This is a genomic window from Actinoplanes auranticolor (assembly GCF_018332655.1).
In the GTDB taxonomy this organism is placed as follows: Bacteria; Actinomycetota; Actinomycetes; order Mycobacteriales; family Micromonosporaceae; genus Actinoplanes; species Actinoplanes auranticolor.
Window position 1 is genome coordinate 61,054 of the sequence record NZ_BOQL01000001.1, and the last position, 23,697, is coordinate 84,750.

Here is a 23,697-nt window from a genome sequence, read left to right on the forward strand (position 1 = left end):
CTACGTCGCGGCGGGCAACTCCACCCGGAAGCGGGCGCCGGCCGGGCTGTCCACGTACCGGAGATCGCCGCCGTGCGCCGCCGCCAGGCCGCGGGCGATCGGCAGGCCCAGCCCGGCACCGCCGGTGTCGCGGGAGCGCGAGGTGTCGCCGCGGCCGAACCGTTCGAAGATGAGGGCCCGGTCGATGGCGGGCACGCCCGGCCCGGTGTCGGCCACCTCCAGCACCACGCGCTCCCCGTCGCGCCGCACGGTGACCGTCACCGTCCCGCCCGCCGGCGTGGCGTGCCGGGCGTTGTCGAGCAGGTTGGTGACGATCTGACCCAGCCGCACCGGATCGCCGTGCACCACCGGTGCCGGATCGGCGGAGACGGCGAAGCTCAGCTGCGGCGCCAGCGTGCGGGCGCGGGCCGTCTCGGTCTCGGCCAGCCGGGCCAGGTCGACCGGCTCGGTGGCCAGCCGGATGCCGCCCTGGCCGAGCCGGGCCGTGGTGAGCAGGTCGTCGACCAGCCGGGTGGCGCGGCGGGTCTCGCGGATCATGGCCACGGCGACCCGTTCCCGGTCCGGGCGGTCCAGCTCCTCGCGCAGCAGCAGCTCGGCGTTGGCCTGCAGCCCGGCCATCGGGGTCCGCAGCTCGTGCGACGCGTCCGCCAGGAACGAGCGCATCCCGGCCTCGGCGGCGTTCGCGGTGACCAGGGCCGCCTCCAGCTCGTCGAGCATCGAGTCGAACGCGGCCGCCGTGCGGCCCAGTTCGGAGTCGGTGCGCGGGTGGCCCAGCCGGCGTCCCCGGTCGCCCGCGGCGATCCGCCCGGCCAGAGCGGTCATGTCCTCCAGCGGGCGCAGCGCCGCGCGGGACAACCGGGCGGCCGCGAGCCCGGCGAGCAGCAGGGCCAGCAGCCCGCCGACGACCTCCAGGAAGATCAGCCGGCGGAGAGCGTCGGTGATCTGGGTGGTGTCCAGGCTGAGCGTGAGGACCTGGTTCCCGCGCAGTCCGGTGCGCACGAAGATGACGCTGCCGGCCGTCTCCACCGGCACCTCGGTGCGGGCGCCGGTGGGCCGATGCCGGGCCGGGCCGCCGGCCGGGAACCGCCGGCCCGGTGGCGCCGGGTCGGAGGCCGCGGCGACGCAGCCGCCCCCGTCACGCACGCACAGCCGGGCCGTCACGCCGTCGCCGCGCAGCCGGTCCACGAGCTGCTGGGCGCCGAGCTGCGGGTCGAGCCGGCCGGCCAGCGCCACCCGGTCGGTGAGCCGGGTCCGGGCGTCGGCGTGCAGCCGGGCGGAGAGCGCGATGTCGACGGCGGTGAAGAGCACCACCAGGATGACGGCGAGCAGGCCGAGCACCGTCCAGGTGACCCGGCCGCGCAGCGACAGGGGCCGCAGCAGTCTCACGGGCGGACCACGTAGCCCAGGCCGCGGGCGGTGTGGATGAGCCGGGGGCCGTGCTGCTCGAGCTTGCGGCGCAGCGCGCTGACGTGCACCTCGACCAGGTTGGGGTCGTACTCGTCGTAGCCCCAGACCTGGGTGAGCAGCTGTGTCTTGGACAGGATCCGGCCACGGTGCCCGGCCAGGTAGGCCAGCAGCTTGAACTCGGTCGCGGTCAGCTCCAGCACCCGGCCCGCCCGGACGGCCAGCCGGGCGTCCTCGTCCACCACCAGGTCGCCGACCTGCACGGTGGAGGGCACCCGGCCGAGCCGGCGCAGGATCGCCCCGACCCGGGCCAGCACCTCGACGGTGGCGAACGGCTTGACCACGTAGTCGTCGGCGCCCGCGGCGAAACCGCGCAGCCGGTCGTCGACCGCGTCGCGGGCGGTGACCATCAGCACCGCGCAGTCGCTGCGCCCGCGCAGCGCCGTGGCCAGCGCAAAGCCGTCGCGGCCGCCGGGCAGTTGCACGTCGAGCAGGGCCAGATCCGGGCGGTACGCGTCCACGACCTCCTCGAAATCGGCGCCGTCGGCCACCTCCCGCACCTCGTGCCCGGCCCCGCGCAGTGCCGCCGCGAGCGGGGCCCGGATCGCGTCCTCGTCCTCCACGACCAGCACTCTCGCCACCATGGCCGAAGTATCCGCAGCCCGGCTGTGCGTGATCGAGCACCGAGCTGAAGAACAGCTGAAGACCGCCGCCGATTCAGGCCCGCTTCAGTTTCGCGGACGACGGTGGGACGAGCACCGCAACCGACATCCAGCACTGGAGGAGCTTTGCCACCGATCTTCAGCACCCAGCAGGCCCGGCGCACCGCCGTGGCCGTGGCGCTCGGCGGCGGCCTCGCGCTCGGCGTCGCCGGGCTGGCCCAGGCCGCGGAAACACCGGCACCGGGCGGGTCCGCGACCCCCTCGGCGAGCGAGCCCGGTCCGGGCCGCGGCGCGGGGCACGAGCACACGCCGCACCTCGCCGGCACAGTGAAGTCGATCAGCGACACCCAGATCATGATCACCGACCGCAGCGGCTTCACCCGTCAGATCAACATCACGAGCAAGCCGGACGGGGTCGCGGTCGGCACCCGGATCTTCGCCGTGGGCGCGGTGAACGCGGACGGCGTCTCGCTGGATGCCACCTCGGTCGAGGTGGCGACCGAACGGGAGGGCAAGCGGGGCGGCGGCTGGGGCCACCGCGGCGGCGGGCGTCCGGGCGGCTGGGGACCGGGCGGCCCCGGCGGCGAGCGCGGCGGACCGCCGGCCGCGCCGAGCACGCCACCCTCGGCCGCCCCGAGCGCCCCGGCGCCGTCAGCGAGCTGACCGTGCGGTGAGACATCGGTGCGGGCGGGAATCCTCAATCGGCCGCCTGCGGCGTCGATTGCCCGGGAGTGAACCCACCCACCCGCCCGCCGCGCAGTCGCCGGCCTGCTGCCCGCACCGATGTCCCGTCCCGCGTCCCCGAGCCGCCGATGAGCCCCGGGCCTGCGCCGGAGCGGATCCTGGAGCGCCGGATCCCCGGCAAGCTCTACGGCCGGACCGCCACCGAGATCACCGGCCCGCTGCAGCCGGCCACCGAGGTCGTCCGCTACCGGCGGGTGCTCGGCCGCGGCCAGCACCGGCTGATGCTGGGCCTCGCCTCGCTGCACATCGCGCTGGCCGCCGCCCTGGTGGTCTACCTGCTGCTGCCGGGCAACCTGCCCCGGTTCCAGCCGGGGCAGCCGATCGCCAACACGGTCATGGTGGCCGGACTGTTCCTGATGATCGTCCTGCAGGTCATCGTCGGCCTGCGGACCTGGGTGCTGGCCTTCTTCGCCGCCCGGGCCTGCGACCCGGTGCCGATCCCGGCGCCGCCGGGGCTGCGGGTCGCCGTGCTGACCACGATCGTGCCCGGCAAGGAGCCGGTCGATCTCGTGATGACGACCCTGCGGGCGATGAAACGGGTACGCCACGAGGGCCCGGTCGACGTCTGGCTGCTCGACGAGGGCGACGACGAAGAGGTCCGCCGCCGCTGCGAGGAGATCGGCGTCCGCCACTTCAGCCGCAAGGGTCACCCGGAGTGGAACCAGCCCGGCGGCGAGTTCAAGGCGCGGACCAAGCACGGCAACCACAACGCCTGGCGGGCCGCGCACGAGGCCGAGTACGACGTGGTGGCCCAGATGGACCCCGACCACGTGCCGTACCCGAACTTCCTGGAGCGGACGCTGGGTTACTTCGCCGACCCGGACACCGCGTTCGTCGTCGCCCCGCAGGTGTACGCGAACATCAGTGAGTCCTTCGTCGCCAAGGGTGCGGCCGAGCTGGCCTACATCTTCCACGGGATCATGCAGCGCGGCGGCAACGGGCACGGCGCACCGCTGCTGATCGGCACCAACCACCTCTACCGGCCGGCCGCTTTCCAGCAGATCAAGGGGTACCAGGACTGCATCATCGAGGACCACCTCACCTCGATGGTGATCTACGGTGCGGTCAACCCGGTCTCCGGCAACACCTGGCGCGGCGTCTACACCCCGGACATCCTGGCCGTGGGCGAGGGCCCGGCGACGTACTCGGACTTCTTCAGCCAGCAGAAGCGCTGGGCGTACGGGATCTGGGAGATCGCCCGCAAGCACTCGCCGCGGTTGCTGCCCCGGCTGCGCCCCGGGCAGCGGTTGTCGTTCTTCGCCCTGCAGTCGCACTACCCGACCACCGCGCTGTCCTGGGTGATCGGCATCGTGCTCAGCGCGGTCTACCTGGTCGGCGGGGTCACCGTCACCCGGCTGCCGGCGCTGGTCTGGGGCGTACTGTTCGTCGCCAACATCGTCGTCGGGATGGTGTTCTACCAGTTCACCCAGCGGTTCAACCTGGTCGAGCATGAACGCCGCTCGTGGGGCCTGGCCGGGATGGCGCTGGAACTGATCACCGCGCCGGTCTACGTGGCCGCGGCCGCGGCCCAGCTGGCCGGCCGGCCGCTGGCCTACGTCGTCACGGCCAAGGGGGCTGCCGCCACCGGCGACACCTGGCGGACCTTCCGGCCGCACCTGGGCTGGGCGGCGCTGGCCGCGAGCTGCATGATCACCGGGCAGCTGCTGCACCACGACTACCCGTCGCTGTACGTGTGGGCCGGTCTCACGTTGCTCGTCTCGCTGGCGCCGGTGCTGCACCTGCTCACCGTGGCGGGCGTGGCGGCGGGCTCGCGGCTGCTGTCGCGGGTGCCGCGGCCCTCGGTCACGGCGCAGCGGCGGATCGGCGATCGTCTGGTGCAGCAGGGCCTGCTCACCGTCCAGGAGTTGGAGGAGCTGCTCGACCTGCAGGCGACCTCGGACCTGGCCTGGCAGCGGCTCGGCGATCTGGCCGTCCAGCAGGGCTACGTCGACGCGCGGCAGCTGGCCGCGGCCACCGCCCGGTAGAAGTGGGTCGGTGGTCCAAGCGGAGGCTCTCGATCCGCTTGAACCACCGACATCACTATCGCTACCCCAGGGACGCCGGACTAATCACCTGAGTGACAAGTGGCGGGATCAGTTCGGTGAGGACGGTGATGCCGTCCGCGCTGAGCACCGACTCCGGGTGGAACTGCACACCGGCGAAACCCTGGCCACGCAGGGCGTGCACGGTGCCGTCGGCCTCGTCGCGGGCGATCTGCACCTCGCCGTACGCGGTGCCGAGCACGTCGTCCGCACTGAGCGCGGTGAAGCTGGAGTAGAAGCCGACCCGGCGGACCGCGCCGAAGAGCGTGATGTCGCGGGCCACCCCCTGGTACGGGCTGTCCCGGCGGTGCAGCCGCAGTCCCAGGGCAGCGGAGAGCACCTGGTGGCCCAGGCACACGGCCAGCAGCGGCTGCCGGGTCGCCAGCAGCTCGGCCACCAGCGCGCGGACACGCCGCATCTTGGGGTCGTCCGAGCCGGGGTCGCCGGGCCCGGGACCGACCACCACCAGATCGGCCGGCGGTACGACCGGCACCGTCCACGGCACCACGGTGACGGCCAGGCCCAGTGCCTTGAGCTGGTGGGCCAGCATCGCGGTGAACGTGTCCTCGTTGTCGACGATCACCGCCGTCCGGCCGTCGAGCCCGGGGACGGTCAGGGCGCCCGGGTGGCGCTGGTCCAGCCAGAAGCGGGCGAGGCCGTCGTTGCGGGCGGCCAGCGCCGCCTGGATCGCCGGGTCGTCGTCGCTCGGGCGTACCGGTGGGCGCCGCAACGAGGACGCGCCCAGCGCGGCCAGCACGCCCGCCGCCTTGGTGTGGGTCTCCGCGACCTCGCCCGCCGGCGTCGAGTGCCGGACCAGCGTCGCCCCGACCGGGACCCGCAGCCGGCCCGCCGGGGAGATCTCCGCCGTGCGGATCAGGATCGGCGCGTCCAGCGTCTGCCGGCCCTCGTCGTCGTGGCCGAGCAGGGCCAGCACGCCCGCGTAGTAGCCGCGGCCGCGGCGCTCGTGCCGGGCGATCACCCGGCAGGCGTTCTCCACCGGGCTGCCGGTGACGGTCGGGGCGAACATGGTCGCGCGCAGGACCTCGCGCACGTCCAGCGAGCCGCGGCCGGCCAGCAGGTACTCGGTGTGGGTCAGGTGCGCCATCCGCTTGAGGTACGGCCCGACGACCTGCCCGCCCTGCTCGGCCACGGCCGCCATCATCTTGAGCTCCTCGTCGAGCACCATGTACAGCTCGTCGATCTCTTTGCGGTCGGCCAGGAAGTCGATGAGCTCGCGCGTGCCGTCGTGCCGGAACGTGCCGCTGATCGGGTTCATCATGGTCAGTCCGTCGGCCACGCTGACGTGCCGTTCCGGCGTGGCGCCGACCAGCGTGCGGGTGCCGGTGTGCACCAGGAACGTCCAGTAGGCGCCCTGCTCGTGGGTGAGCAGCCGGCGGAACGCCGACCGCGCCGCGGCCAGCGGATCGCCGTCCACGTCCGCCGTGTAGACCCGGTGGATCACGAAGTTGGCGCCCTCGCCGCGGCCGATCTCGTCGCGCAGCACCTCGGCGACGATCTCGCCGTAGGCCTCGTCGGAGAGGTCGAACCCGCCGTTGCGCAGCGCCACCGGCGTCTCCGGCAGCTCGGCGACGATCTCCGCGAGCGGCCGGGTGGTCCGGGAGGCGATCCGCAGGCACTCCAGCGGGGCGTCGTCGTCGACGCAGGCGAAGCCCCGCTCGGCGATCTGCCGGTACGGCACCAGTGCGAGCGTCTGCGGCCCGGGTCGGCCCGGGGTCAGCGGGATGTCGGCGAGCGCGGCGACCGTGACGACGTCGCCGGTCAGGACGTCGACGTGGTCGGCGCCGTCGCGGTGCAGCAGGGCGAAGGGTGGCATCGGGTCCTCGTTCCGGGCTGGGGTCGCCGCCGAGGACCGGGCCGTACGAAAAAGGCCGCCTCGTCGGAGGCGGCCGCGGTGGGTGTGGTTACACGCGGGTGGGTGTGGCCGCCGGGTCGGCGGGCCACCACATGCTCAATCGCGCGTGCATGCCGGACATCTTAGGGGCCGTCGCGGTAGCAGCGCCAGCTCCGGGCGTCACCGGCGCGCCGGGCGCAGGACCAGCTGTCGCCGGTCGCGGCCGCGAGACTGAACCGGCCGTGGGTGGCCGGCAGTAGGACCCGACCAGCGGGCCGACGCCGGTGCCGGCGGCGGGACGGAGACGACCGGCAGCGGTACGGCGGCCCACGGCGTCCCGGGTCCGCGGAAGGCCGGCGGGGCCGCCGCCACGAGCAGCAGCACGGCGAGCACGGCCGGCACCCCCAGCAGCCGGCGCCGGGAGCGCGGGACGCGGAACTCGACGGTCGCCCGCTCGGCGGGGGAGTCAGGCGGCGGCGTACGCGCCGCGTACCGCTGTCCGGGCCCACTGCATGCGGCCCAGCGCGCAGTCCGGGTGCTCGCCGAACTCCTGGGCGACCAGGGCGGCGCAGCCGCTCTCGCCCAGCCGGTCCACCGTCGCGGTCACCGCCGCACGGATGAGCTCGGGCGTCGGCTGCTGCGAGCGCTGCAGGTCGGAGACGAACAGCGCCTCGGTACGGACATCGTCGGGGTTCACGGAAGTCATCAGGTCCTCCTGCCGTGCGTCGCGGTCGGGGTGTCGTGGTTCCAGGACACCCCGGCGGGGCTGCGAGAGCGGCTGCGCACCAGTTGCCGTGCGGTTGCGCCGAGCGGCAGTCACAACGGTGATAACCGGATATCGTCGGATAAGTAGCGTAAGTAGGCCGAGCTTTCCCGGGCGGCCTCGACGGGGGGAATGGCCGTGACGGTGGTTCTGGTCGCCGACGACGACGCCGACATCCGTGACCTGGTGGCGTTCAAGCTCGAGCAGTCCGGCCTCGAGGTGATCGCGGTCGAGGACGGGCAGGCAGCCCTGGAGCAGGCCAAGGCGCACCGGCCCACGCTGGCCGTGCTGGACGTCTCGATGCCCGGGCTGTCCGGCATCGACGTGTGCCGGATGCTGCGCGCCGAGCCGGCCACCGCCGGCATGCTGATCATCATGCTCACCGCCCGGGTCCAGGAGCAGGACGTCGAAGGCGGCTTCAGCGCGGGTGCCGACGACTACGTGACCAAGCCGTTCAGTCCGCGCGAGCTGGTCTCCCGGATCCAGGCACTGCTGAGCCGAGCCCGGGCCTGAGCCGGCTCCCATGCGCCGTGACCCCACTGTCGGGCGCCTGCTGACGAGATCGTTCGCCGTCCTGGTCGCCCTGATCGTCTGTTCCGGGGTGGCCGAGATGACCACCGTTCTGGTGCAGCACCGGGTGGTCCGCGAGCTCTCGACCCACGTGCAGCCGCTGGAGCTGGCCAACGCGCGGCTGCGCGCCGTGCTCGGCGACGCCCAGCGGGGCCTGCGCGGGTATCTGCTGACCGGCGACGGGCAGGTGCTGGACACCTACCTCGTCGCCCGCAGCGAGTACACGCAGGCCAGCCTCAACCTGCAGGGCCTGGCGACCGCCGCCGAGGAGCCGGCCGTCGAGGCCCAGCTGGCCCGCGCGGACGTCTGGTGGGCCCTGGCCGAGCAGCAGCGCCGGGCACCGCCCCGCAGCGACGACGCGGCAGACTACGTGACCGAGGGCAAGCTGCTGTTCCAGGCCTTCGTCAGCGAGAACGAGGCCTTCGACCGGGCCCTGGCCCGGCGCGTCGCCACGCTGCAGCGGCGCAGCTCGTGGCTGGGCGGCGCCACCGTCGTGATGGTGCTCGTGCTGACCCTGGTGGCTGCGGCGGCGGCCGGGATCATGGCCCTGGTCACCACCCGCCGGATCACCCGCCCGCTCGGCGGCGTGGTCCGGGTCCTCGACGAGCGTGGGGCCGGCCGGCTCGACGCCCGGGCCGACACCGGCCGCGGGCCGACCGAGATCCGGGCGGTCGCGGCTGCGGTCAACGCCATGGCCGACGAGCGCGAACGGATCCGCGCCGCCGAACGGGACGTGGCCCGGCTGCGCAGCGAGGTCCGCGAGCTCGGCTACCGCATCCGTGCGCACCTGCGGGTGCGCGACGCGATCGGGGAGGCGATCCGCGGCCTGGCCGGCACGATGAACGCCGACCACGTGCTGGTCCGGATGGCTCCCGGGCAGACCGACGTGCCGCAGCACGCCAGCCTCGGTGACGAGCACGTGGACGGCCGCCTGGCCGCGCTCGCCGCCTGCGACGTCGGCTGGCTCTCCGGCGGTGACGTGTGGACCACCGACGACGCCGCCCCGGCCGGGGACGTGCAGCCGCCGGAGGCCGAGATCCGGGCGTGCGCCGAGGTGGGCGCCGAGGCGGTGCTCACCGTGGCGGTCAGTGTCGGCGAGGAATGTCTGGGCGCGCTGACATTGCTGCGCGACCACGGCCCGGCCTTCACCCCGGTGGACGTCCGGCTCGTCGAGGTGGTCGCCGCCGACCTGGGCCGCGGCGTGCACCTGGCCCGCCTGTACGAGCGCGAGCAGCACCTGGTCGCCCGCCTGCAGGAGCTGGACACCGCCAAGACCGACTTCATGTCCACCGTCTCGCACGAGCTGCGTACGCCGCTGACCAGCATCTCCGGCTACGTCGAGTTGCTGCTGGACGCCGAGGCCGGTGAACTGAACGCGCCGCAGGGGAAGATGCTGGACGTGATCGGGCGCAACACCCGGCGGTTGCGGGACCTGATCGAGGAGATGCTGATCCTCTCCAAGATCGAGTCCGGCGCGTTCTCCACTTCGCGGGAGCCGGTCGACCTGGCCTCGCTGGTCGAGCACGCGGTCGAGGTGATCGCGCCGGCGGCGGCCAAGGCGGAGGTCACCCTGCACATCGCGGTTGACGGTCCGCTCCCGCTGCACGCCGATCCCGACCAGCTCGACCGGGTCCTGATGAATCTGCTGGCCAACGCGGTGAAGTTCACCTCGGGCGGGGGCGAGGTGCGGGTGACGGCCCACCGCGACGGTACCGAGATCGTCCTGGTGGTCGCCGACACCGGCATGGGCATCCCCGCGGCGGAGCAGAAGGCGCTGTTCACGCGCTTCTTCCGGGCCAGCAACGCGGTCCGGCAGGCGGTTCCCGGCACCGGTCTGGGCCTGGCCATCGTCAGCACGGTGGTGGACAACCACGACGGCCACATCGAGGTGCAGTCCACCGAGGGGGCCGGCACGACCTTCACCATCCGGCTCCCGGCGGCCTGAGACCTCCGCATCCGCGCTGAACGGGGATAGCCTGTCGGCCATGCGCACACTCGAGGGCCTGCGCGGCGCCGCGCAGGTGACCGTCGGCGGGTCCGTCGCGGTGCAGTCCGCCGGCCCGCCCGTCACGCTCGGGACCCGCTTCCCGGTCGCCTCGATCGGCAAGCAGTTCGCCGCGGTGGCCGCCCTGCTGCTCGCCGAGCGCGGCAAGCTCGCCCTGGACCGGCCGGTCGCGCCCTGGCTGCCCGGCAGCCCGCCCTGGTGGCGCGAGGTCACCCTGCACCACCTGCTGACCCACACCTCCGGCCTGCCGCACTGGGGCACCGAACCGGGGTTCGAGGTGGACGCGGCGATGGCGATCGCCGACCGGCTCGGGCTGATCCCGCAGGGCACGCCCGCGAGCCGGCCGGGCCTGGGCTGGCTCTACAGCAGCCCGGGCTACCTGCTGGTCGCGTCCATCGTCGAGCAGGCGGCGCAGCAGCCGTACGGCGACTTCCTCACCGAGCACGTGTTCGGGCCGCTCGGGATGGCGGCCACCACGATCGGCCGGCCCGAGCGCGACGCGGTGGCGGCGCCGGCCCTGCCGCCGATGGCCGGCACCAGCGACGTGTGGTCGACCGTCGGTGACCTGACCCGCTACCACGAGCAGCTGCACACCGGTGCGCTGCTGGGCTTCGAGTCCCACGCGGTGCTGACCGGCCCGCTGGCTCCCACGGCCGAGGAGCCGCGACCCGGGCGCTCGTTCTTCGCCGGCCACTACGGCTACGGTCTGTTCGTCGGCACGGTCGGCGGTCACCGGGCGTACTTCCACCCGGGCGACATCCCGGGATTCGTGTCCTTCGCGGCCTGGCTGCCCGGGCCCCGGGCCAGCGTGGTGCTGCTCAGCGACGACGAGCACACCGACGTGCACGCGGTGACCCGGCAGCTGCTGACGGCCGCTGCGTTATCGTAGGCGCTCACCCAACTCAGCGAGGTCGCGCGGATGCCGTCGAGAAGGACCGGCGAGCAGCCGCGCCGCCGCGGTAAACCGACGTCCAGCGACGTGGCGGCGGCCGCCGGGGTGTCGCGTTCGGCGGTGTCCTTCGCGTTCAACAATCCGCAGCGCATCTCCACCGCGACCCGCGAGCGGATCCTCGCGGCGGCGCAGGAGCTGGGCTACGCACCCAGCACGCTGGCCCGGATGCTGCAGTCCGGGGCCACCCAGTCGCTGGGTGTGCTGCTGCCCCAACGGCTGGCCCGGATCCTGGAGAACCCGTACTACGCCCGGTTCCTGATGGGTGTCGGGCAGGTGTGCGACCAGGAGGGCTACACGCTGCTGCTGACCCCGCCGCTGCAGGACTCGGTGCTCAAGGCGATCCCGTACGCCGCGGTGGACGGCTTCATCGTCTGCGGGCTGGAGACCGACCGCGGTGAGGTCGCCGAGCTGGTCCGCCGCGACATCCCGTTCGTGCTGATCGACAGCGACCGGTACGAGAACGCGCCCAGCGTGGACGTCGACGACCACGGCGGCGCCCGCGAGGTCACCCGTTATCTGCTGGAGCTGGGCCACCGGCGGCTGGCCGTGGTCTCGATGGACCCCGGCCCGGACCGGGCGTTACGCGGCTACCGGGGCCCGCTGGCCCGGCGGATGGCCGGCATCACCGAGGCGCTGGCCGAGGCCGGGCTGGGCCTGGACGACATCCGGCTGGCCGAGGTGCCGGTGACCCGGACGGACGGCTACCGCGCGACGCGGGCCCTGATGGCCGGGCCGCAGCCGCCGACGGCGATCCTGGCGCTGTCCGACGTGCTCGCCTACGGGGCGGTGGACGCGTTGCGGGAGCTGGGTGTCGACGTCCCCGGCGAGGTGTCGGTGACCGGCTTCGACGACCTGGCCGAGTCGGCCTGGTTCCGGCCCCGGCTGACCACGGTCCGCCAGCCCATCGTGACCAAGGGGCGCACCGCGGCGGACTTCCTCATCTCGGCCATCCGCGGCGAGGACCAGCACCCGCACCAGTCGCTGGGCACCTCGCTGATCGTGCGCGACTCCACGGCGAAACCGGCCTGACCGGGCTCCGCGAAAAACTCGGTCACGAGCTATGTAACACGAGTTAGTAACCTGCTAGCGTCAGCCGCCATGACCGATCAACTGACCGCAGACCCGACGGCTGAGCGCGACGGCGCCGCCTCGACCGCGCCCACCTCCTGGTGGCGGGACGCGGTCATCTACCAGGTCTACCCGCGCAGCTTCGCCGACTCCGACGGCGACGGCATCGGTGACCTGCCGGGCCTGCGCAGCCGCCTGCCGTACCTGCGTGAGCTGGGCGTCGACGCCGTCTGGCTGTCGCCGTTCTACGCCTCGCCGCAGGCCGACGCCGGCTACGACGTGGCCGACTACCGCACGGTCGACCCGATGTTCGGCACCCTGGCCGACGCTCGCGCCCTGCTCGGCGACGCCCACGACCTCGGCCTGCGGGTCATCGTCGACCTGGTCCCCAACCACTCCTCGGACCAGCACGAATGGTTCCGCCGGGCGATCGCCGAGGGCCCCGGCTCGGCCCTGCGCGCCCGCTACCACTTCCGCCCCGGCCGCGGCGCCGGCGGCGAGCTGCCACCCAACGACTGGCCGTCCATCTTCGGCGGGCCGGCCTGGACCCGCACCACCGACCCGGACGGCACCCCCGGCGACTGGTACCTGCACCTGTTCGCGCCGCAGCAGCCCGACTTCAACTGGGACCACCCGGCGGTGGCCGACGAGTTCCGCACCATCCTGCGCTTCTGGCTGGACCTGGGCGTCGACGGCTTCCGCATCGACGTGGCCCACGGCCTGGTCAAGGCCGAGGGCCTGCCCGACCTGGGCGCCCGGACCGAGTGGCACCTGCTCGACGTGGGGGTCAGCCCCTGCTTCGACCGCGACGGCGTGCACGACATCTACCGCAGCTGGCGCCGGATCCTGGACGAATACCCGGGCGAGCGGATCGCGGTGGCCGAGGCGTGGGCGCCGACGCTGGACCGGGTGGCCGACTACGTCCGCCCCGACGAACTGCACCAGGCGTTCAACTTCAGCTACCTCGGCACCGCCTGGGACGTCGCCACCCAGCGGCGCGTCATCGACGAGTCCCTGCGGGCCATGCGCCGGGTCGGCGCCCCGGCCACCTGGACGCTGTCCAATCACGACGTGGTGCGGCACACCACCCGGCTGCTGCAGACCGACGAGGGTGACGTGGCGGGACGCCGGCCGGTCGAAGTGGACCCGGTGGCGGGTCTGCGCCGGGCCCGGGCGGCCACCCTGCTGCTGCTGGCGCTGCCCGGTTCGGCGTACCTCTATCAGGGTGAGGAACTCGGCCTGCCCGAGGTGGTCGACCTGCCGCCGGAGGTCCGTCAGGACCCGGCGTTCCACCGCGCGACCGGCCAGGACGGCTACCGCGACGGCTGCCGCGTGCCGATCCCGTGGGCCGGTGAGAAGGCGCCGTACGGCTTCGGTCCCGAGGGCGGGGCGAGCTGGCTGCCGCAGCCGGCGAGTTGGGCCCGGCTGAGCGTGGCGGCCCAGCAGGGCGACCCGGCGTCCACTCTGGAGCTGTACCGGGCGGCATTGGCGCTGCGCCGGGCCGAACCGGCGCTGGGCGCGGCGGACAACCTGCGGTGGTGCGAGGCGCCGGCCGGGCTGCTGGTCTTCGAGCGTGGCGGGTCGGTGCGGTGCACGGTCAACATGACGGATGCGCCGATCCGGATCGCGCGGCCGGGTCAGGCCCTGCTGACCAGCGGGCCGGTGGACCTGTCCGGCCCGGAGGTGGAAATTCCGGCGGACACGACCGTCTGGTGGGTGCCAGGATCGCCGGATGGAGCAAGCTGAGCGGGTCGTCGCCCTGATCACCGAGGTCACCGGGACGGAGCTGGCCGGTGCGTACCTGCACGGCTCCGCCGTCCTCGGCGGCCTGCGGCCGGCCAGCGACGTCGACATCCTCGCGGTCACCCGGCGCTCGCTGACCGAGGATCAGCGGCGGGCCCTGATCGCGGGCCTGCTGCCGATCTCCGGTTCCGCGGTGGGGGCCCGGCCGGTGGAGCTCACCGTCGTGGTCCAGGCCGCGGTGCGCCCCTGGCGCTACCCACCGACCGGCGACTTCCGGTACGGCGAATGGTTGCGCGCCGACTACGAGGCCGGCCTGATCCCCGCACCGGAGCCGATGCCCGGCCTGGCCCTGGAAGCCGCGGTCGCCCTGGCCGGAGACCGTACGCTGGCCGGGCTGCCGCCGGCGCAGGTGCTCGACCCCGTGCCCACCGAGTTGCTGTTCCGGGCCGGCGTGGACGGCATCCCGGGGTTGCTCGCCGACCTGGCCGAGGACACCCGCAACGTGCTGCTGACCTTGGCCCGCATCTGGACCACCCTGGCCACCGGCACGATCGTGGCCAAGGACACAGCCGCGGACTGGGCGCTGGCCCGCCTGGCGCCCGAGCACCGGCCGGTGCTCGCCTTCGCCCGGGACCTGTATCTGACCACCTCTTATGCCGACGAGAGCTGGAGCGATGAGCTGAAGGCGCAAGTCGGGCCGCACGTCGATGCGGTCCTGGCCCGGATCGGCGGTCTGCGGGACGCCGGACGGCAGTGACACAATCGGCATCGCCAAGACCGTCCACGGTCTGGCACCGGGCCCTCGAGCACGAGTCGGTCGGCCGGATCGAGCTGTCCTTCTTCGACCCTGCCACGGGTAAGTGGGACGGCCCGGGGCCGGCGCTGGACAAGCAGACGCCGTGGCAGGGCATCGACACCCGGGACCCCAACCTGACCCGGATGCGCGACGGCAAGGTCATCATGACCTTCTTCGCCCAGGGCAAGGTCTACTACTCGTACTGGCAGGCACCCTGGACGCGCTTCACCGACCCGGTGGAGCTGCGCGTGGCGGGCATGCCGGCGAGCGTCGCCACCCACGGCAGCGTGCTGCCCCTGACGAACACGGCCACCTCGGTCGACGAGGTGCTGATCCCGTTCTACGCCGACGGCTCCAACGGCGGCTCGTACTACCTGCGGGCGAAGTACCAGCCCGGCACCGGCCAGCTCCTCGCCCCGCAGTCGTTCCGCCGGATCATCGCGAACGACGACTCGCCGGCCACCGAGAACCTGCGCTACACCGAGCCGAGCTTCGTGCAGGTCGGTGACACCGTCGTGGCCGGCATCCGCGCCGAGGCCATCCTGGCCGACCCGCCGGCCGGTCAGACCGGCCGGCACGCCCGGGCCTTCGTCGTGGCCCGCTGGAACGCCTACAGCGACACGGCCGCCTTCAACGTGCACCGGCCGCAGATCAACGGCGCCGGCTTCCACGCCAGCTCCCACCACCTGCTGAAGGTGGGCGACCCCGGCGACCCGGACATCTTCCTCACCTACGGCAACCGCTACGACTACAGCCACCGGCCCACCCGCGGCGTGCTGTTCGACAACCCGCTCGCCACGACGTGGAGCGCCACCGTGACCAAGCAGCTCTACGACTCGGGCCACTACGACCAGGCCAACCCCAGCAGCATCGAACGCGAGCCGGACTGGTACTGGACTCTCGGCTTCAACGTGCGGACGAGCTCCCCGGACTACGCGAAGCTGCAGATCGTCCGCAGCCAGCGCGCCGACTTCTGAGTTCCACCCGCACACCCCGAGGCCCGGTCATCGACCGGGCCTTCGTGGTGTCGAGAGGTAGTAGTGCCACAGCAGCCTCGCCGCGTCCGCCCGCCACGGGCGCCACGCCTCGGCGATCGCCAGCATCTGCTCGGGGGACGGGCGGGCCGGCAGGTGCCACAGCTCGGCGACCGCCTGCGCCAGGGCGATGTCGTGCACCGGCCACGCGTCCGGCCGGCCCAGCGCCATCAGTCGGTAGATGGTCGCCGTCCAGGGGCCGATGCCCGGGATCGTGCGCAGCGCCGCGTCGACCTGCTCGTCGTCCAGGCCGACGAGGGCGTCGAGGTCGAGCGAGCCGTCCAGCACGGCCGTGGCCAGCGCCCGGGCGTAGCGGGTCTTCTGCCTGCTGAAGCCGATCGCCAGCAGGCCGGCGTCGTCCAGGAGCAGGAAGCCGTACGGCGTGAGCGGCTCGACGACCGCGGCCAGCCGGTCGAAGGCCGCCTGGGCCGAGGCGAGCGAGACCTGCTGCTCCAGCACGATCCGCAACAGGGTGGCGAAGCCGGGATCGCGCCGCCAGGCCGGCGGCGGCCCGAACCGCTCGACGATGGTGGCGAAGGCGGGATCGCGCCGGCCGAGCTCGGTGATGGCGGCGGTCACTCCCGGGATTCGCCGGTGGCGTCCTCGGCGGCGCCGGGCTTGTTGGCCCCGGTCGCGTTGACGCCGGAGTTGCTGCTGCCGTGGGCGGGGGTGGTCGCCGTGGGCGCCTGGTCGGTGATGAAGTCGCCGGTCTCCGGACTGCCGGTGATGTGCTGGTCGGTGCCGGCGGCGTTGGTGACGACGCGGTCCTCGCTGGTCATGGGGTTCCTTCCGGTGGTGGCGGCGGTGCCTCACCCCGGTTACTACCCCGCCGGACCCGGGTGACGCGCGAAACGGCCGCGCCACCCGTACGGGCGGCGCGGCCGGTCCCCGCTCAGTCCAGCTCGGGTGCTTCGTGCAGGTCCCTGGCGGCCAGGCCCGCGACCGTGCTGCCGTCCGCCAGGCGCAGGGTGAGGGTCGTGCCACCCGGCGCGTCCACCGCCTCCGGGTACCAGGCCACGAAGTAGCGGTCCTTGACCGTGGCCTGCACCTTCTTGCCGCCGGGCAGCACGACGTCGACCGCGACGACCTCGGAACCCAGGTGCCCGGACATCAGCCGGGCGTAGCCCTCACTCGTCTTGAGCTGGCTCCAGCCCTGCATCTCGACGCCCTTGCGGCCGAGCGCGGCGTCGGTCACCGGCGCCTCCATGATGCTGCCCTGGTGCACGTCCCCCGCCTTGTCGCGGAAGCACGTGGCGGTCCACCGGGGCGTGGCGATGGACAGGTAGCTGTAGTCGCCGCGGCGCTCGCCGAGGACCATCTTCGCGGCGGCCAGCTCGGCCGGGGTGTAGCCGTACTGGGGCTGCAGCTTCTCCCGGACGCACTCCTGGCTCAGCTCGCGGGTGTCGCCGGTGGCCAGCGCGGCCGGGGTGGCGGTCCAGGACGCGTACGCCTGGTCGCCGCCGCCGAGACCGGGCACGACCAGGGCGGCGCCGGTGACCGCCACGGCGGCCGCGCCGGCCAGGGCCCACCGGGTGCGGTGACTGCGCCGGGCCGCGGGCACGGCTGCGCCCTCGGCGGTACGGGGCACCGTGACGATGTGCTCCAGCAGCGCCTGGGCGGAGGTCTGCCGCACCCGTCCGGGCGCCACCGGGGTGGCCGCGGCGCGCAGCTGCAGGTCGAGGTCACGTCGGTCGTTGCTGCTCATGCTGTCGCTCCGGGGTCGGTGGGGAGGGCGGTGAGGTGTTTGCGCAGGCGGCGCCGGGCGCGCAGGAGCCGCAGGCTGAAGGCGGTGGCGGAGATGCCGAGCACCCGGGCGGCCTGCGGGCCGGTCAGGTCCTCGAACACGGTCAGGGTGAGCACCTGCTGGTCGCCCGGGCTGAGCCGCGCCCAGGCCCGGGTCAGGTCGAGACGGGCGGCGACGTCGTCGGGCGGCGCCCCGCTGTCCGTGGCCCCGGGCTCGCGCAGGATACGCAGCGCGACGGCCTGCTGACGGTGGTCGCTGCGGCGGCTGTTGCGCAGCAGATGGTGCGCCACCGTGAACAACCAGGCCCGGGCCTGATCCAGGTCGGGCGGGACGTCGTCGAGGCGGCGCCACGCGGTCAGGAAGACCTCGGCGACCACGTCCTCCGCGGCGAGGGCGTGGGTGCGCCGCTCGACGAAGAGGAGCAGATCGTCGTACGCGGCCTCGAACAGGGCTCGGAAGGCGACCTCGGCGGCGGGCTCAGTGCCCGTCGGTGGGTCGGCCGTCATGGGGGCATGGGATCTGGTCACGTCCACTCATGTCCATCACGAGGCGGATCACTACTACCCTGCCGGTCATGGTCTCGCTCATCCGCAACGTGTCGTTCGACTGCGCCGACCCGTACCCGTTGGCGGCCTTCTGGGCCGAGGTGATCGGTCACCCGGTCCACCCGGAGTGCGCACCCGGCGACGCCGAGGTCGTCGTCGAGCCGCCGGGCGGGCCCCGGCTGTACTTCCAGGCCGTGCCGGAGAGCAAGCAGGGCAAGAACCGGGTGCACGTCTGCCTCGAACCGAGCGACCGGGGCCGCGACGCGGAGGTCGAGCGCCTGCTGGCGCTGGGCGCGTCCGTGCATGCCGACCACCGCATGCCCGACGGCGCCGGCTGGGTCGTGCTGAGCGACCCAGCCGGCAACGAGTTCTGCGTCACGCGCTCCGGGGCCGAACGGCATCCCGGGCAGCCGTGAGATCCGGGCGACCGGCCGTCAGCGGTACGCCGAGATGGTCACCGGCCGGTAGCCCGCCTCCTTCTCCTGGGCCCAGCGCGGCTGGTACGTGTAGAAGTTCCAGGTGCTGAACGAGCGGGTCGGCGGCCCGCCGTCCCGGGTCGCGATGGCCGCCCAGCGCACCGCCGGGCCGACGGTGTAGACGTCCTTGTCGGTCAGCCGGAAGCCGTCGGCCGCCGCCGCGTCGAACCAGGCCTGGTACGCGGCCGCCGTCGCACCGTGGATCGCCCGGTACGGCGTCGCCGTGTTCCCGCTGCCGGCAGTGCCCGGGTCAGCCAGCCACACCGCCGCGTACCGGGCCTGCCCGGCCAGCTCGTAGCCGTCCACCGAGATCAGGCGGTAGCCCTTGGCGTCGTACTCGTCGGCGTGCTGCTGGTATTCGGCGTCGGTCATCCGGATGTGGCTGATCCACAACCTCTTGTCCGGGTTGGCCGTCCAGACCGAGGCGTACCGTGGCTGGTCGCCGTCGCGCCAGCCGGAGACCTTGGTCATCCGGTAGCCGGCCTTCTTCAGCTGGTCGAAACGGGCGCTGAACGCGGCGAACGTCTGCCCGTGGGTGGCCGCCCAGGGCGTGCCGTCGGTGTTGCGGACCCAGGTGCTGGCGTAGGTCGTACCGCTGTCGCCGCGGTGGCCGTTGACGTCGACGAGCCGGAAGCCGTCGGCCTTGGTGGTGTCGACCAGGGCCTGGTAGCCGGCGGCCGGGGTCGCGCGGTGCGAGCGCCAGTCGCGCCCGTCGCGTTCCCAGATGGTCGAGTAGTACGGGCCCTGGGCGAGGAAGTCGTCGGCGGCCCGGCACAGCCGCTCCTCGGCGGCGGCCCAGTCGAAGCTGCCCCAGGCGTGCTGGTTGGTCAGCAGCACCACGTTGAGCCCGTTGACGCAGCGGGCCGCCACGGTCTGGGTCGCCGCCAGCCGGCCGTTGTGCGAGTACGCGGTCTTGGTGCCGGCCGGGAAGTTCCAGTACGTCTCGGCCGTACGCGGGGTGCCGAAGTTCCACCAGTGCGCGTAGAACGTCGCCACCGCCGAGGCGGTCATGGACAGCCCGCCGTGCGCGGCCATCGACTCCAGCACCCAGCCGCCGTCGGCGTAGCAGCGCCGCTGCCCGGCCTCCCCGGCGAACGTGCTGATCGGCACGTTGGCGTTCCAGTTCTTGTCGACGCACCAGTACGCGGGCTCGCGGGTGTTACGGGTGAGCCGCTTGGTGCGGGACAGCACCACGTCGCCGGACGCGATCCCGAGCGGGGCCAGCAGCCGCTGGTAGACGTAGTCGCGGTACGGCAGCTTGCCGGCTTTCTCGATCACCAGGCCGAGGATCAGGTAGCCGAGGTTGGAGTAGTGGTACTCGGCATCGGGCGCCGCGTCGAGGCCCAGCCCGAGCATGAACTCGGTGAAGTCGCGCGGCGTCGGCGGTGCGTTCAGGTTGCCGGCCTGGTAGACCTCCCAGGCCCGGAACAGGTAGTCGGTGGTCTTGTTGTTGTCGAAGCCGCCCCGGTGCCCGACCAGGTCCCGGACCCGCAGGTCGGCGATGCGCTCGTCGAAGCCGGCGGGCAGGTCGACGGTCAGGATGCAGTCGGCCGGGCCGCCCTTCACGCAGAACACATAGTCGGTCTTCTCGAGCAGGTCGCGTTCGTCGAGGTCGTGGATCGCCGCGGCGGTCAGCGGCTTGGTGATGCTGGCGATGCGGAACAGCTCGTTGTCCGGGGTCGCCGGGCCGAGGTCGGTGACGTCGCCGGCCGGGGCGTTGCGGGCCCACCACGGGCCGACCCGGCCGTAGCCCTGGTCGTAGATGGTGGCGCACTCGTTGGCGACGGCGAGTGACGCGGTCATGAAGCCCCAGTCCTGCATCATCTGGGTGACCTGGGCGTCGAAGCCGGCGAACCGGGACTCGGCGAAGGCCGGCACCTCGCAGCCCAGCTCGCGGTGGCGGTAGAGCGGTGGGGCGGCGCCGTCGGTGAGCACGGCCGCGGGGGGTTGCCCGGCGGCCTCGACGCGGATCGCGTCCGCGCCGGCGGGCGGGGGAGTCAGCTCCTCGCCGGGCCGCATCCGGTCGCCGGCTTTGAGCAGCAGGTCGCGCACGGCGGTGACGGATTGCTGGAGCCGGCCGGGGTCAGGCTCCGCGGTGGGAGCGCCGGGCGCCGGGGCTGCGGCGAGCCCCAGCCAGAGCGTGGTGGCGGCGGCGACGGCCAGACCTTTTCGCGTACGCATGCAGGTGCCTCCTGGGTCGAAGAGCGAATTCGTCCCAGGAGGCGTATCAGGGCTGAGCAGGCAGAACGGGCGAGTTCCGCGCTGAGCGGACGGATGGCGGGGCCGGTGGTGCCGGTGGCTACTGGCGGTATGTCTCGAGGAAACGGCGGAGCCGGTCGGTGGCGTCGTCGAGCACGTCGACCGGGGCCAGGAAGACCATCCGCAGGTGGTCCGGGGTGGGCAGGTTGAAGCCGGTGCCGTGGGAGAGCAGCATCAGCTGCTGTTCCAGCAGGTCGATGATCATCTTCTGGTCGTCGCGGATCTTGTGGACCTCGGGGTCCAGCCGGGCGAAGAGGTACAGTGCGCCGGCCGGGCGGACGCAGGTCACGCCCGGGATCTCGTTCATCTTGCGCCAGGCGTGGTTGCGCTGCTCGTACAGGCGCCCGCCCGGTCGGATCAGCGTGGTGATGCTCTGGAAGCCGCCGAGTGCGGTCTGCACGGCGTGCTGGGCCGGCACGTTCGGGCACAGCCGCATGTTGGCCAGCAGTTGCAGGCCCTCCAGGTACTCCGAGGCGTGGGTGGTCGGCCCGCTGACCGCCATCCAGCCCGACCGGAAGCCGGCCGCCCGGTACGCCTTGGACAGCCCGCTCATGGTCAGCACGAGCAGGTCCGGCGCGAGCGCGGCGGCGCACTCGTGCTTCGCGTCGTCGTACAGGATCTTGTCGTAGATCTCGTCCGCCAGGACCAGCAGGTGGTGGCGCCGGGCGATCTCCAGCAGGCCCAGCAGGGTCTCCCGGGAGTACACCGCGCCGGTGGGGTTGTTCGGGTTGATGATCACGATGGCCCGGGTGTTCGGCGTGACCTGGGCGGCCACGTGCTCCAGGTCGGGCGCCCAGTCCTGGGTCTCGTCGCAGCGGTAGTGCACCGGCCGCCCGCCGCACAGCGTCACCGCGCCGGTCCACAGCGGATAGTCCGGGCTCGGCACGAGCACCTCGTCGCCGGTGTTGAGCAGCGCCTGCAGCGACATCACGATCAGCTCGGAGACGCCGTTGCCCAGGAACACGTCGTCGGGCTGCACATTCTCGACCCCGAGGGTCTGGTAGTACTGCGCGACGGCGACCCGGGCGGAGTAGATGCCCCGCGCGTCGCTGTAGCCCTCGGCGTCGCCCAGGTGCATCACCATGTCGGCGACGATCGGCTCCGGTGTGCTCAGTCCCCAGGGAGCCGGGTTGCCCAGGTTGAGCTTGAGGATGCGGTGCCCCGCGGCTTCCAGCTCCTGGGCGCGGCGCAGCACCGGGCCACGGATGTCGTACCGGACGTTCTTGAGCCTGCTCGCCTGCTCGACCATGCGGCCAGCCTAGGCCAGGTCGGCGGCCAGCAGCTCGGGTCCGGGGGCCGGGGCCACCGGGGAGGCGGCCATGGTGAACCAGAAGATGCTGCCCCCGCCCGGGTTGGGCTCGACGCCCAGCTCACCGCCGTGCAGGGCGACGATCTTGCGGCAGACGGCCAGGCCGAGCCCGGTGCCGGGAAAGCCCTCGGCCGCGGGCGCCCGGTGGAACGGCGCGAAGATCCGGGTGCGGTGGTCCTCCGGTACGCCGATCCCGCGGTCCGCGACCTCGATGCGCACCCGGCCGGGGGCGTGCTCGCGGGCGGTCACGGTCACCCGGGCGGCCGTACCGTGCCGGACGAAGCGCACCGCGTTGCCGACGAGCTGGCTGAGCAGCTCACCGAGCAGGTCCGGGTCGGCGGTGACCGGCGGCAGCTCACCCACGTCGATGCTGGGTCGTTCGCCGTCGACGTGGTCGAGGCGGGCGGCCACGACGCCCAGAGCGAGTCCGCCCGCATCGACCGGTCCGGGCTTGAGGGCGGTGTCGCTCGTGGTCGAGTACGTCAGCAGGTCGCCGACCAGCTTCAGCATCCGGTCGGAGCTGCGGCCGATGCGGTCCAGGAAGCCGCGCGTGGCCGGGTCGAGCGCTGCGTCGGTGTCCTCCAGCAGCAGCTCGGTGAAGCCGGCGATGGTGTGCAGCGGGGCGTGCAGGTGGTCGGCGGCCGCGCGGGCGAAGCCGGCGAGTTCCTCCTCCTGTGCGCGCAGCTGCTGCTCGGCGGCCAGCGCCTGCTCCCGCAGCTCCTGCTGGGCGGCCTGGTGGCGGGCGAGCTCGGCCCGGTGCCGGTCCCGGTCGGCGCGGCGGTCGGCGGCGGCCTGCCGGGCCCGCGCCTCGGCCCGGGTGCGGCCCCGGTCGGCGGCCAGCAGAACCACGGCGACCAGCAGGCTGATCAGGGCGGCACCGAGCAGGGTGAACGGCGCCGCGGCGGCCCGGGCGGCGCTGATCAACGCGGTCGTCGGGTGGACCCGTACCTGCCAGGTGTGACCGGCGGTCGCGACGTCGACGGTGCCGCTCGCGTCCCCGGCCGGGTCGCCGCCCTCGGCCCAGCGGGCGATCTCGTGGGTCACGCCGTCCGGGGAGGTCTCGGTGAGCACGGTGGCCACGCCGGTGACGCCGGCGCCGCGCAGCGACTCGCGCAGCAGGTCCGGTGCCCGGACGGCGAGCACGACCCAGCCGCGGAACTCGCGGTCGTGCACCGGCGCGATGAGCTGGAACGCCGGCTGGCGGTGGGCCGGCGGCAGGCCGAGGTCGGCGGGCAGCACGTGTGCGGGGCTGGCCACGAGCCGGCCGCTGTCGCGGGCCACGGCCAGGCCGCGGGCCAGCTCCGGCTCGGCGGACAGGACCGTACGCGCCGGTGGGGTGCTGCCGTCGAGGGTGTGCTGGGCGCGTACGCCGTGGTCGGCGCCGACCACCACGATCTGGTGGGCGCCGGGCAGGCGCTCGCCGGCGATGCGCGCCACCGTGGGGGCCAGCGAGCCGGTGGGCTGGGTGGCGGCGGCCGCGACGAGGTCGTGCATCGTGTCCGCGTACCGCTGGAAGGTCGTGTCCAGGGCGCCGCGCACGCTCGCGGTCCGCAGCGCGAGCGCCGCGGTGCCGGCGTCCCGCGCGGTCGCGGCGAGCCCGCCGGCCGCCGCCGCACCGGTGCCGACCCCGAGGGTCAGGACGGTGGCGGCGAGGGCGACGCGGCGCCGGCCGGGGGAGCCGGCCACCTTCCGGATATTCACGCCCCCTCTATCGACGGCGGCCCGGGGC

The 23,697-nt window shown here is 73.5% G+C and carries 21 protein-coding genes; 10 read left to right on the plus strand and 11 right to left on the minus strand.

Translation table 11 applies throughout. The features are described 5' to 3' along the window. A complete protein-coding gene (locus Aau02nite_RS00260) occupies positions 1-1,386 on the minus strand; it encodes a sensor histidine kinase (protein ID WP_212986222.1) in 1,386 nt (461 codons plus the stop codon). Beyond that, positions 1,383-2,048 (minus strand): response regulator transcription factor, encoded by a 666-nt coding sequence (locus Aau02nite_RS00265; RefSeq protein WP_212986223.1) that lies wholly within the window; start codon positions 2,046-2,048, stop codon positions 1,383-1,385. The genes Aau02nite_RS00260 and Aau02nite_RS00265 overlap by 4 nt, the downstream gene beginning before the upstream one ends. A gap of 144 nt (positions 2,049-2,192) precedes the next feature. Here Aau02nite_RS00265 and Aau02nite_RS00270 point away from each other — a divergent pair, with 144 nt between their 5' ends. Both Aau02nite_RS00270 and Aau02nite_RS00275 read left to right on the plus strand, forming a co-directional pair. After that, positions 2,193-2,729 (plus strand): hypothetical protein, encoded by a 537-nt coding sequence (locus Aau02nite_RS00270; protein WP_212986224.1) that lies wholly within the window; start codon positions 2,193-2,195, stop codon positions 2,727-2,729. 149 nt (positions 2,730-2,878) lie between these two features. Continuing rightward, on the plus strand, positions 2,879-4,795 hold the full coding sequence (locus Aau02nite_RS00275) for a glycosyltransferase family 2 protein (RefSeq protein WP_246594788.1): 1,917 nt from the start codon (positions 2,879-2,881) through the stop codon (positions 4,793-4,795). A gap of 61 nt (positions 4,796-4,856) precedes the next feature. Here Aau02nite_RS00275 and Aau02nite_RS00280 read toward each other — a convergent pair whose 3' ends face one another. Then, the gene (locus tag Aau02nite_RS00280; RefSeq protein WP_212986225.1) at positions 4,857-6,686 is read right to left on the minus strand and encodes an anthranilate synthase family protein; all 1,830 of its coding nucleotides are present in this window, start codon (positions 6,684-6,686) and stop codon (positions 4,857-4,859) included. A gap of 484 nt (positions 6,687-7,170) precedes the next feature. After that, positions 7,171-7,410, minus strand: coding sequence for a hypothetical protein (locus tag Aau02nite_RS00285; RefSeq protein ID WP_212986226.1), 240 nt, complete (start codon positions 7,408-7,410; stop codon positions 7,171-7,173). Between the two features lie 195 nt (positions 7,411-7,605). On the opposite strand from Aau02nite_RS00285, the gene Aau02nite_RS00290 reads away from it, so the two are divergent. The 7 genes from Aau02nite_RS00290 to Aau02nite_RS00320 all read left to right on the plus strand — a co-directional run bounded on the left by Aau02nite_RS00290 (position 7,606) and on the right by Aau02nite_RS00320 (position 15,578). After that, positions 7,606-7,980, plus strand: a complete 375-nt coding sequence (locus Aau02nite_RS00290; protein ID WP_212986227.1) for a response regulator transcription factor — start codon at positions 7,606-7,608, stop codon at positions 7,978-7,980. 10 nt (positions 7,981-7,990) lie between these two features. Further along, positions 7,991-9,982, plus strand: a complete 1,992-nt coding sequence (locus Aau02nite_RS00295) for an ATP-binding protein (protein WP_212986228.1) — start codon at positions 7,991-7,993, stop codon at positions 9,980-9,982. A 40-nt stretch (positions 9,983-10,022) separates the two neighbouring features. After that, a complete protein-coding gene (locus Aau02nite_RS00300) occupies positions 10,023-10,931 on the plus strand; it encodes a serine hydrolase domain-containing protein (RefSeq protein ID WP_212986229.1) in 909 nt (302 codons plus the stop codon). A 30-nt stretch (positions 10,932-10,961) separates the two neighbouring features. Then, positions 10,962-12,023, plus strand: a complete 1,062-nt coding sequence (locus Aau02nite_RS00305) for a LacI family DNA-binding transcriptional regulator (protein WP_212986230.1) — start codon at positions 10,962-10,964, stop codon at positions 12,021-12,023. Positions 12,024-12,092: 69 nt separating this feature from the next. Beyond that, on the plus strand, positions 12,093-13,808 hold the full coding sequence (locus tag Aau02nite_RS00310; RefSeq protein ID WP_212986231.1) for a glycoside hydrolase family 13 protein: 1,716 nt from the start codon (positions 12,093-12,095) through the stop codon (positions 13,806-13,808). Beyond that, positions 13,795-14,562, plus strand: coding sequence for an aminoglycoside adenylyltransferase domain-containing protein (locus Aau02nite_RS00315; RefSeq protein ID WP_212986232.1), 768 nt, complete (start codon positions 13,795-13,797; stop codon positions 14,560-14,562). Before Aau02nite_RS00310 ends, Aau02nite_RS00315 begins: the two co-directional genes overlap by 14 nt. Next, positions 14,559-15,578 (plus strand): exo-alpha-sialidase, encoded by a 1,020-nt coding sequence (locus tag Aau02nite_RS00320; RefSeq protein ID WP_212986233.1) that lies wholly within the window; start codon positions 14,559-14,561, stop codon positions 15,576-15,578. Before Aau02nite_RS00315 ends, Aau02nite_RS00320 begins: the two co-directional genes overlap by 4 nt. Before the next feature lie 27 nt (positions 15,579-15,605). On the opposite strand, the gene Aau02nite_RS00325 is transcribed toward Aau02nite_RS00320, so the two are convergent. From Aau02nite_RS00325 to Aau02nite_RS00340, 4 genes are all read right to left on the minus strand, one after another. After that, positions 15,606-16,214: a DNA-3-methyladenine glycosylase family protein gene (locus Aau02nite_RS00325; RefSeq protein ID WP_246594789.1), complete on the minus strand. Its 609-nt coding sequence runs from the start codon at positions 16,212-16,214 to the stop codon at positions 15,606-15,608. Next, positions 16,211-16,414, minus strand: coding sequence for a hypothetical protein (locus tag Aau02nite_RS00330; protein ID WP_212986315.1), 204 nt, complete (start codon positions 16,412-16,414; stop codon positions 16,211-16,213). The genes Aau02nite_RS00325 and Aau02nite_RS00330 overlap by 4 nt, the downstream gene beginning before the upstream one ends. A gap of 113 nt (positions 16,415-16,527) precedes the next feature. Next, the gene (locus tag Aau02nite_RS00335; RefSeq protein WP_212986234.1) at positions 16,528-17,340 is read right to left on the minus strand and encodes a hypothetical protein; all 813 of its coding nucleotides are present in this window, start codon (positions 17,338-17,340) and stop codon (positions 16,528-16,530) included. Next, positions 17,337-17,885, minus strand: coding sequence for an RNA polymerase sigma factor (locus Aau02nite_RS00340; RefSeq protein ID WP_212986235.1), 549 nt, complete (start codon positions 17,883-17,885; stop codon positions 17,337-17,339). The genes Aau02nite_RS00335 and Aau02nite_RS00340 overlap by 4 nt, the downstream gene beginning before the upstream one ends. A gap of 68 nt (positions 17,886-17,953) precedes the next feature. Between Aau02nite_RS00340 and Aau02nite_RS00345 the strand changes: the two genes are divergently transcribed. Then, positions 17,954-18,340: a VOC family protein gene (locus tag Aau02nite_RS00345; RefSeq protein WP_212986236.1), complete on the plus strand. Its 387-nt coding sequence runs from the start codon at positions 17,954-17,956 to the stop codon at positions 18,338-18,340. Between the two features lie 18 nt (positions 18,341-18,358). Here Aau02nite_RS00345 and Aau02nite_RS00350 read toward each other — a convergent pair whose 3' ends face one another. From Aau02nite_RS00350 to Aau02nite_RS00360, 3 genes are all read right to left on the minus strand, one after another. Next, positions 18,359-20,581 carry a serine hydrolase gene (locus Aau02nite_RS00350; protein WP_212986237.1) on the minus strand — a complete coding sequence of 741 codons (2,223 nt, stop codon included), beginning with the start codon at positions 20,579-20,581 and terminating at the stop codon, positions 18,359-18,361. Positions 20,582-20,699: 118 nt separating this feature from the next. After that, complete coding sequence (locus tag Aau02nite_RS00355; RefSeq protein ID WP_212986238.1) at positions 20,700-21,908, minus strand: pyridoxal phosphate-dependent aminotransferase; 1,209 nt, start codon at positions 21,906-21,908, stop codon at positions 20,700-20,702. A 9-nt stretch (positions 21,909-21,917) separates the two neighbouring features. Next, the gene (locus Aau02nite_RS00360) at positions 21,918-23,669 is read right to left on the minus strand and encodes a sensor histidine kinase (protein WP_212986239.1); all 1,752 of its coding nucleotides are present in this window, start codon (positions 23,667-23,669) and stop codon (positions 21,918-21,920) included. Positions 23,670-23,697 lie beyond the last annotated feature (28 nt).

What these genes read in the sequence shown, in the direction of transcription:
- Aau02nite_RS00350 (WP_212986237.1), bottom strand. Translation starts at nt 20,581, where the DNA reads ATGCGTACGCGAAAAGGTCTGGCCGTCGCCGCCGCCACCACGCTCTGG.
- Aau02nite_RS00265 (WP_212986223.1), bottom strand. Translation starts at nt 2,048, where the DNA reads ATGGTGGCGAGAGTGCTGGTCGTGGAGGACGAGGACGCGATCCGGGCC.
- Aau02nite_RS00345 (WP_212986236.1), top strand. Translation starts at nt 17,954, where the DNA reads ATGGTCTCGCTCATCCGCAACGTGTCGTTCGACTGCGCCGACCCGTAC.
- Aau02nite_RS00300 (WP_212986229.1), top strand. Translation starts at nt 10,023, where the DNA reads ATGCGCACACTCGAGGGCCTGCGCGGCGCCGCGCAGGTGACCGTCGGC.
- Aau02nite_RS00330 (WP_212986315.1), bottom strand. Translation starts at nt 16,414, where the DNA reads ATGACCAGCGAGGACCGCGTCGTCACCAACGCCGCCGGCACCGACCAG.
- Aau02nite_RS00295 (WP_212986228.1), top strand. Translation starts at nt 7,991, where the DNA reads ATGCGCCGTGACCCCACTGTCGGGCGCCTGCTGACGAGATCGTTCGCC.
- Aau02nite_RS00315 (WP_212986232.1), top strand. Translation starts at nt 13,795, where the DNA reads ATGGAGCAAGCTGAGCGGGTCGTCGCCCTGATCACCGAGGTCACCGGG.
- Aau02nite_RS00335 (WP_212986234.1), bottom strand. Translation starts at nt 17,340, where the DNA reads ATGAGCAGCAACGACCGACGTGACCTCGACCTGCAGCTGCGCGCCGCG.
- Aau02nite_RS00285 (WP_212986226.1), bottom strand. Translation starts at nt 7,410, where the DNA reads ATGACTTCCGTGAACCCCGACGATGTCCGTACCGAGGCGCTGTTCGTC.
- Aau02nite_RS00355 (WP_212986238.1), bottom strand. Translation starts at nt 21,908, where the DNA reads ATGGTCGAGCAGGCGAGCAGGCTCAAGAACGTCCGGTACGACATCCGT.
- Aau02nite_RS00275 (WP_246594788.1), top strand. Translation starts at nt 2,879, where the DNA reads ATGAGCCCCGGGCCTGCGCCGGAGCGGATCCTGGAGCGCCGGATCCCC.
- Aau02nite_RS00305 (WP_212986230.1), top strand. Translation starts at nt 10,962, where the DNA reads ATGCCGTCGAGAAGGACCGGCGAGCAGCCGCGCCGCCGCGGTAAACCG.
- Aau02nite_RS00340 (WP_212986235.1), bottom strand. Translation starts at nt 17,885, where the DNA reads ATGACGGCCGACCCACCGACGGGCACTGAGCCCGCCGCCGAGGTCGCC.
- Aau02nite_RS00280 (WP_212986225.1), bottom strand. Translation starts at nt 6,686, where the DNA reads ATGCCACCCTTCGCCCTGCTGCACCGCGACGGCGCCGACCACGTCGAC.
- Aau02nite_RS00310 (WP_212986231.1), top strand. Translation starts at nt 12,093, where the DNA reads ATGACCGATCAACTGACCGCAGACCCGACGGCTGAGCGCGACGGCGCC.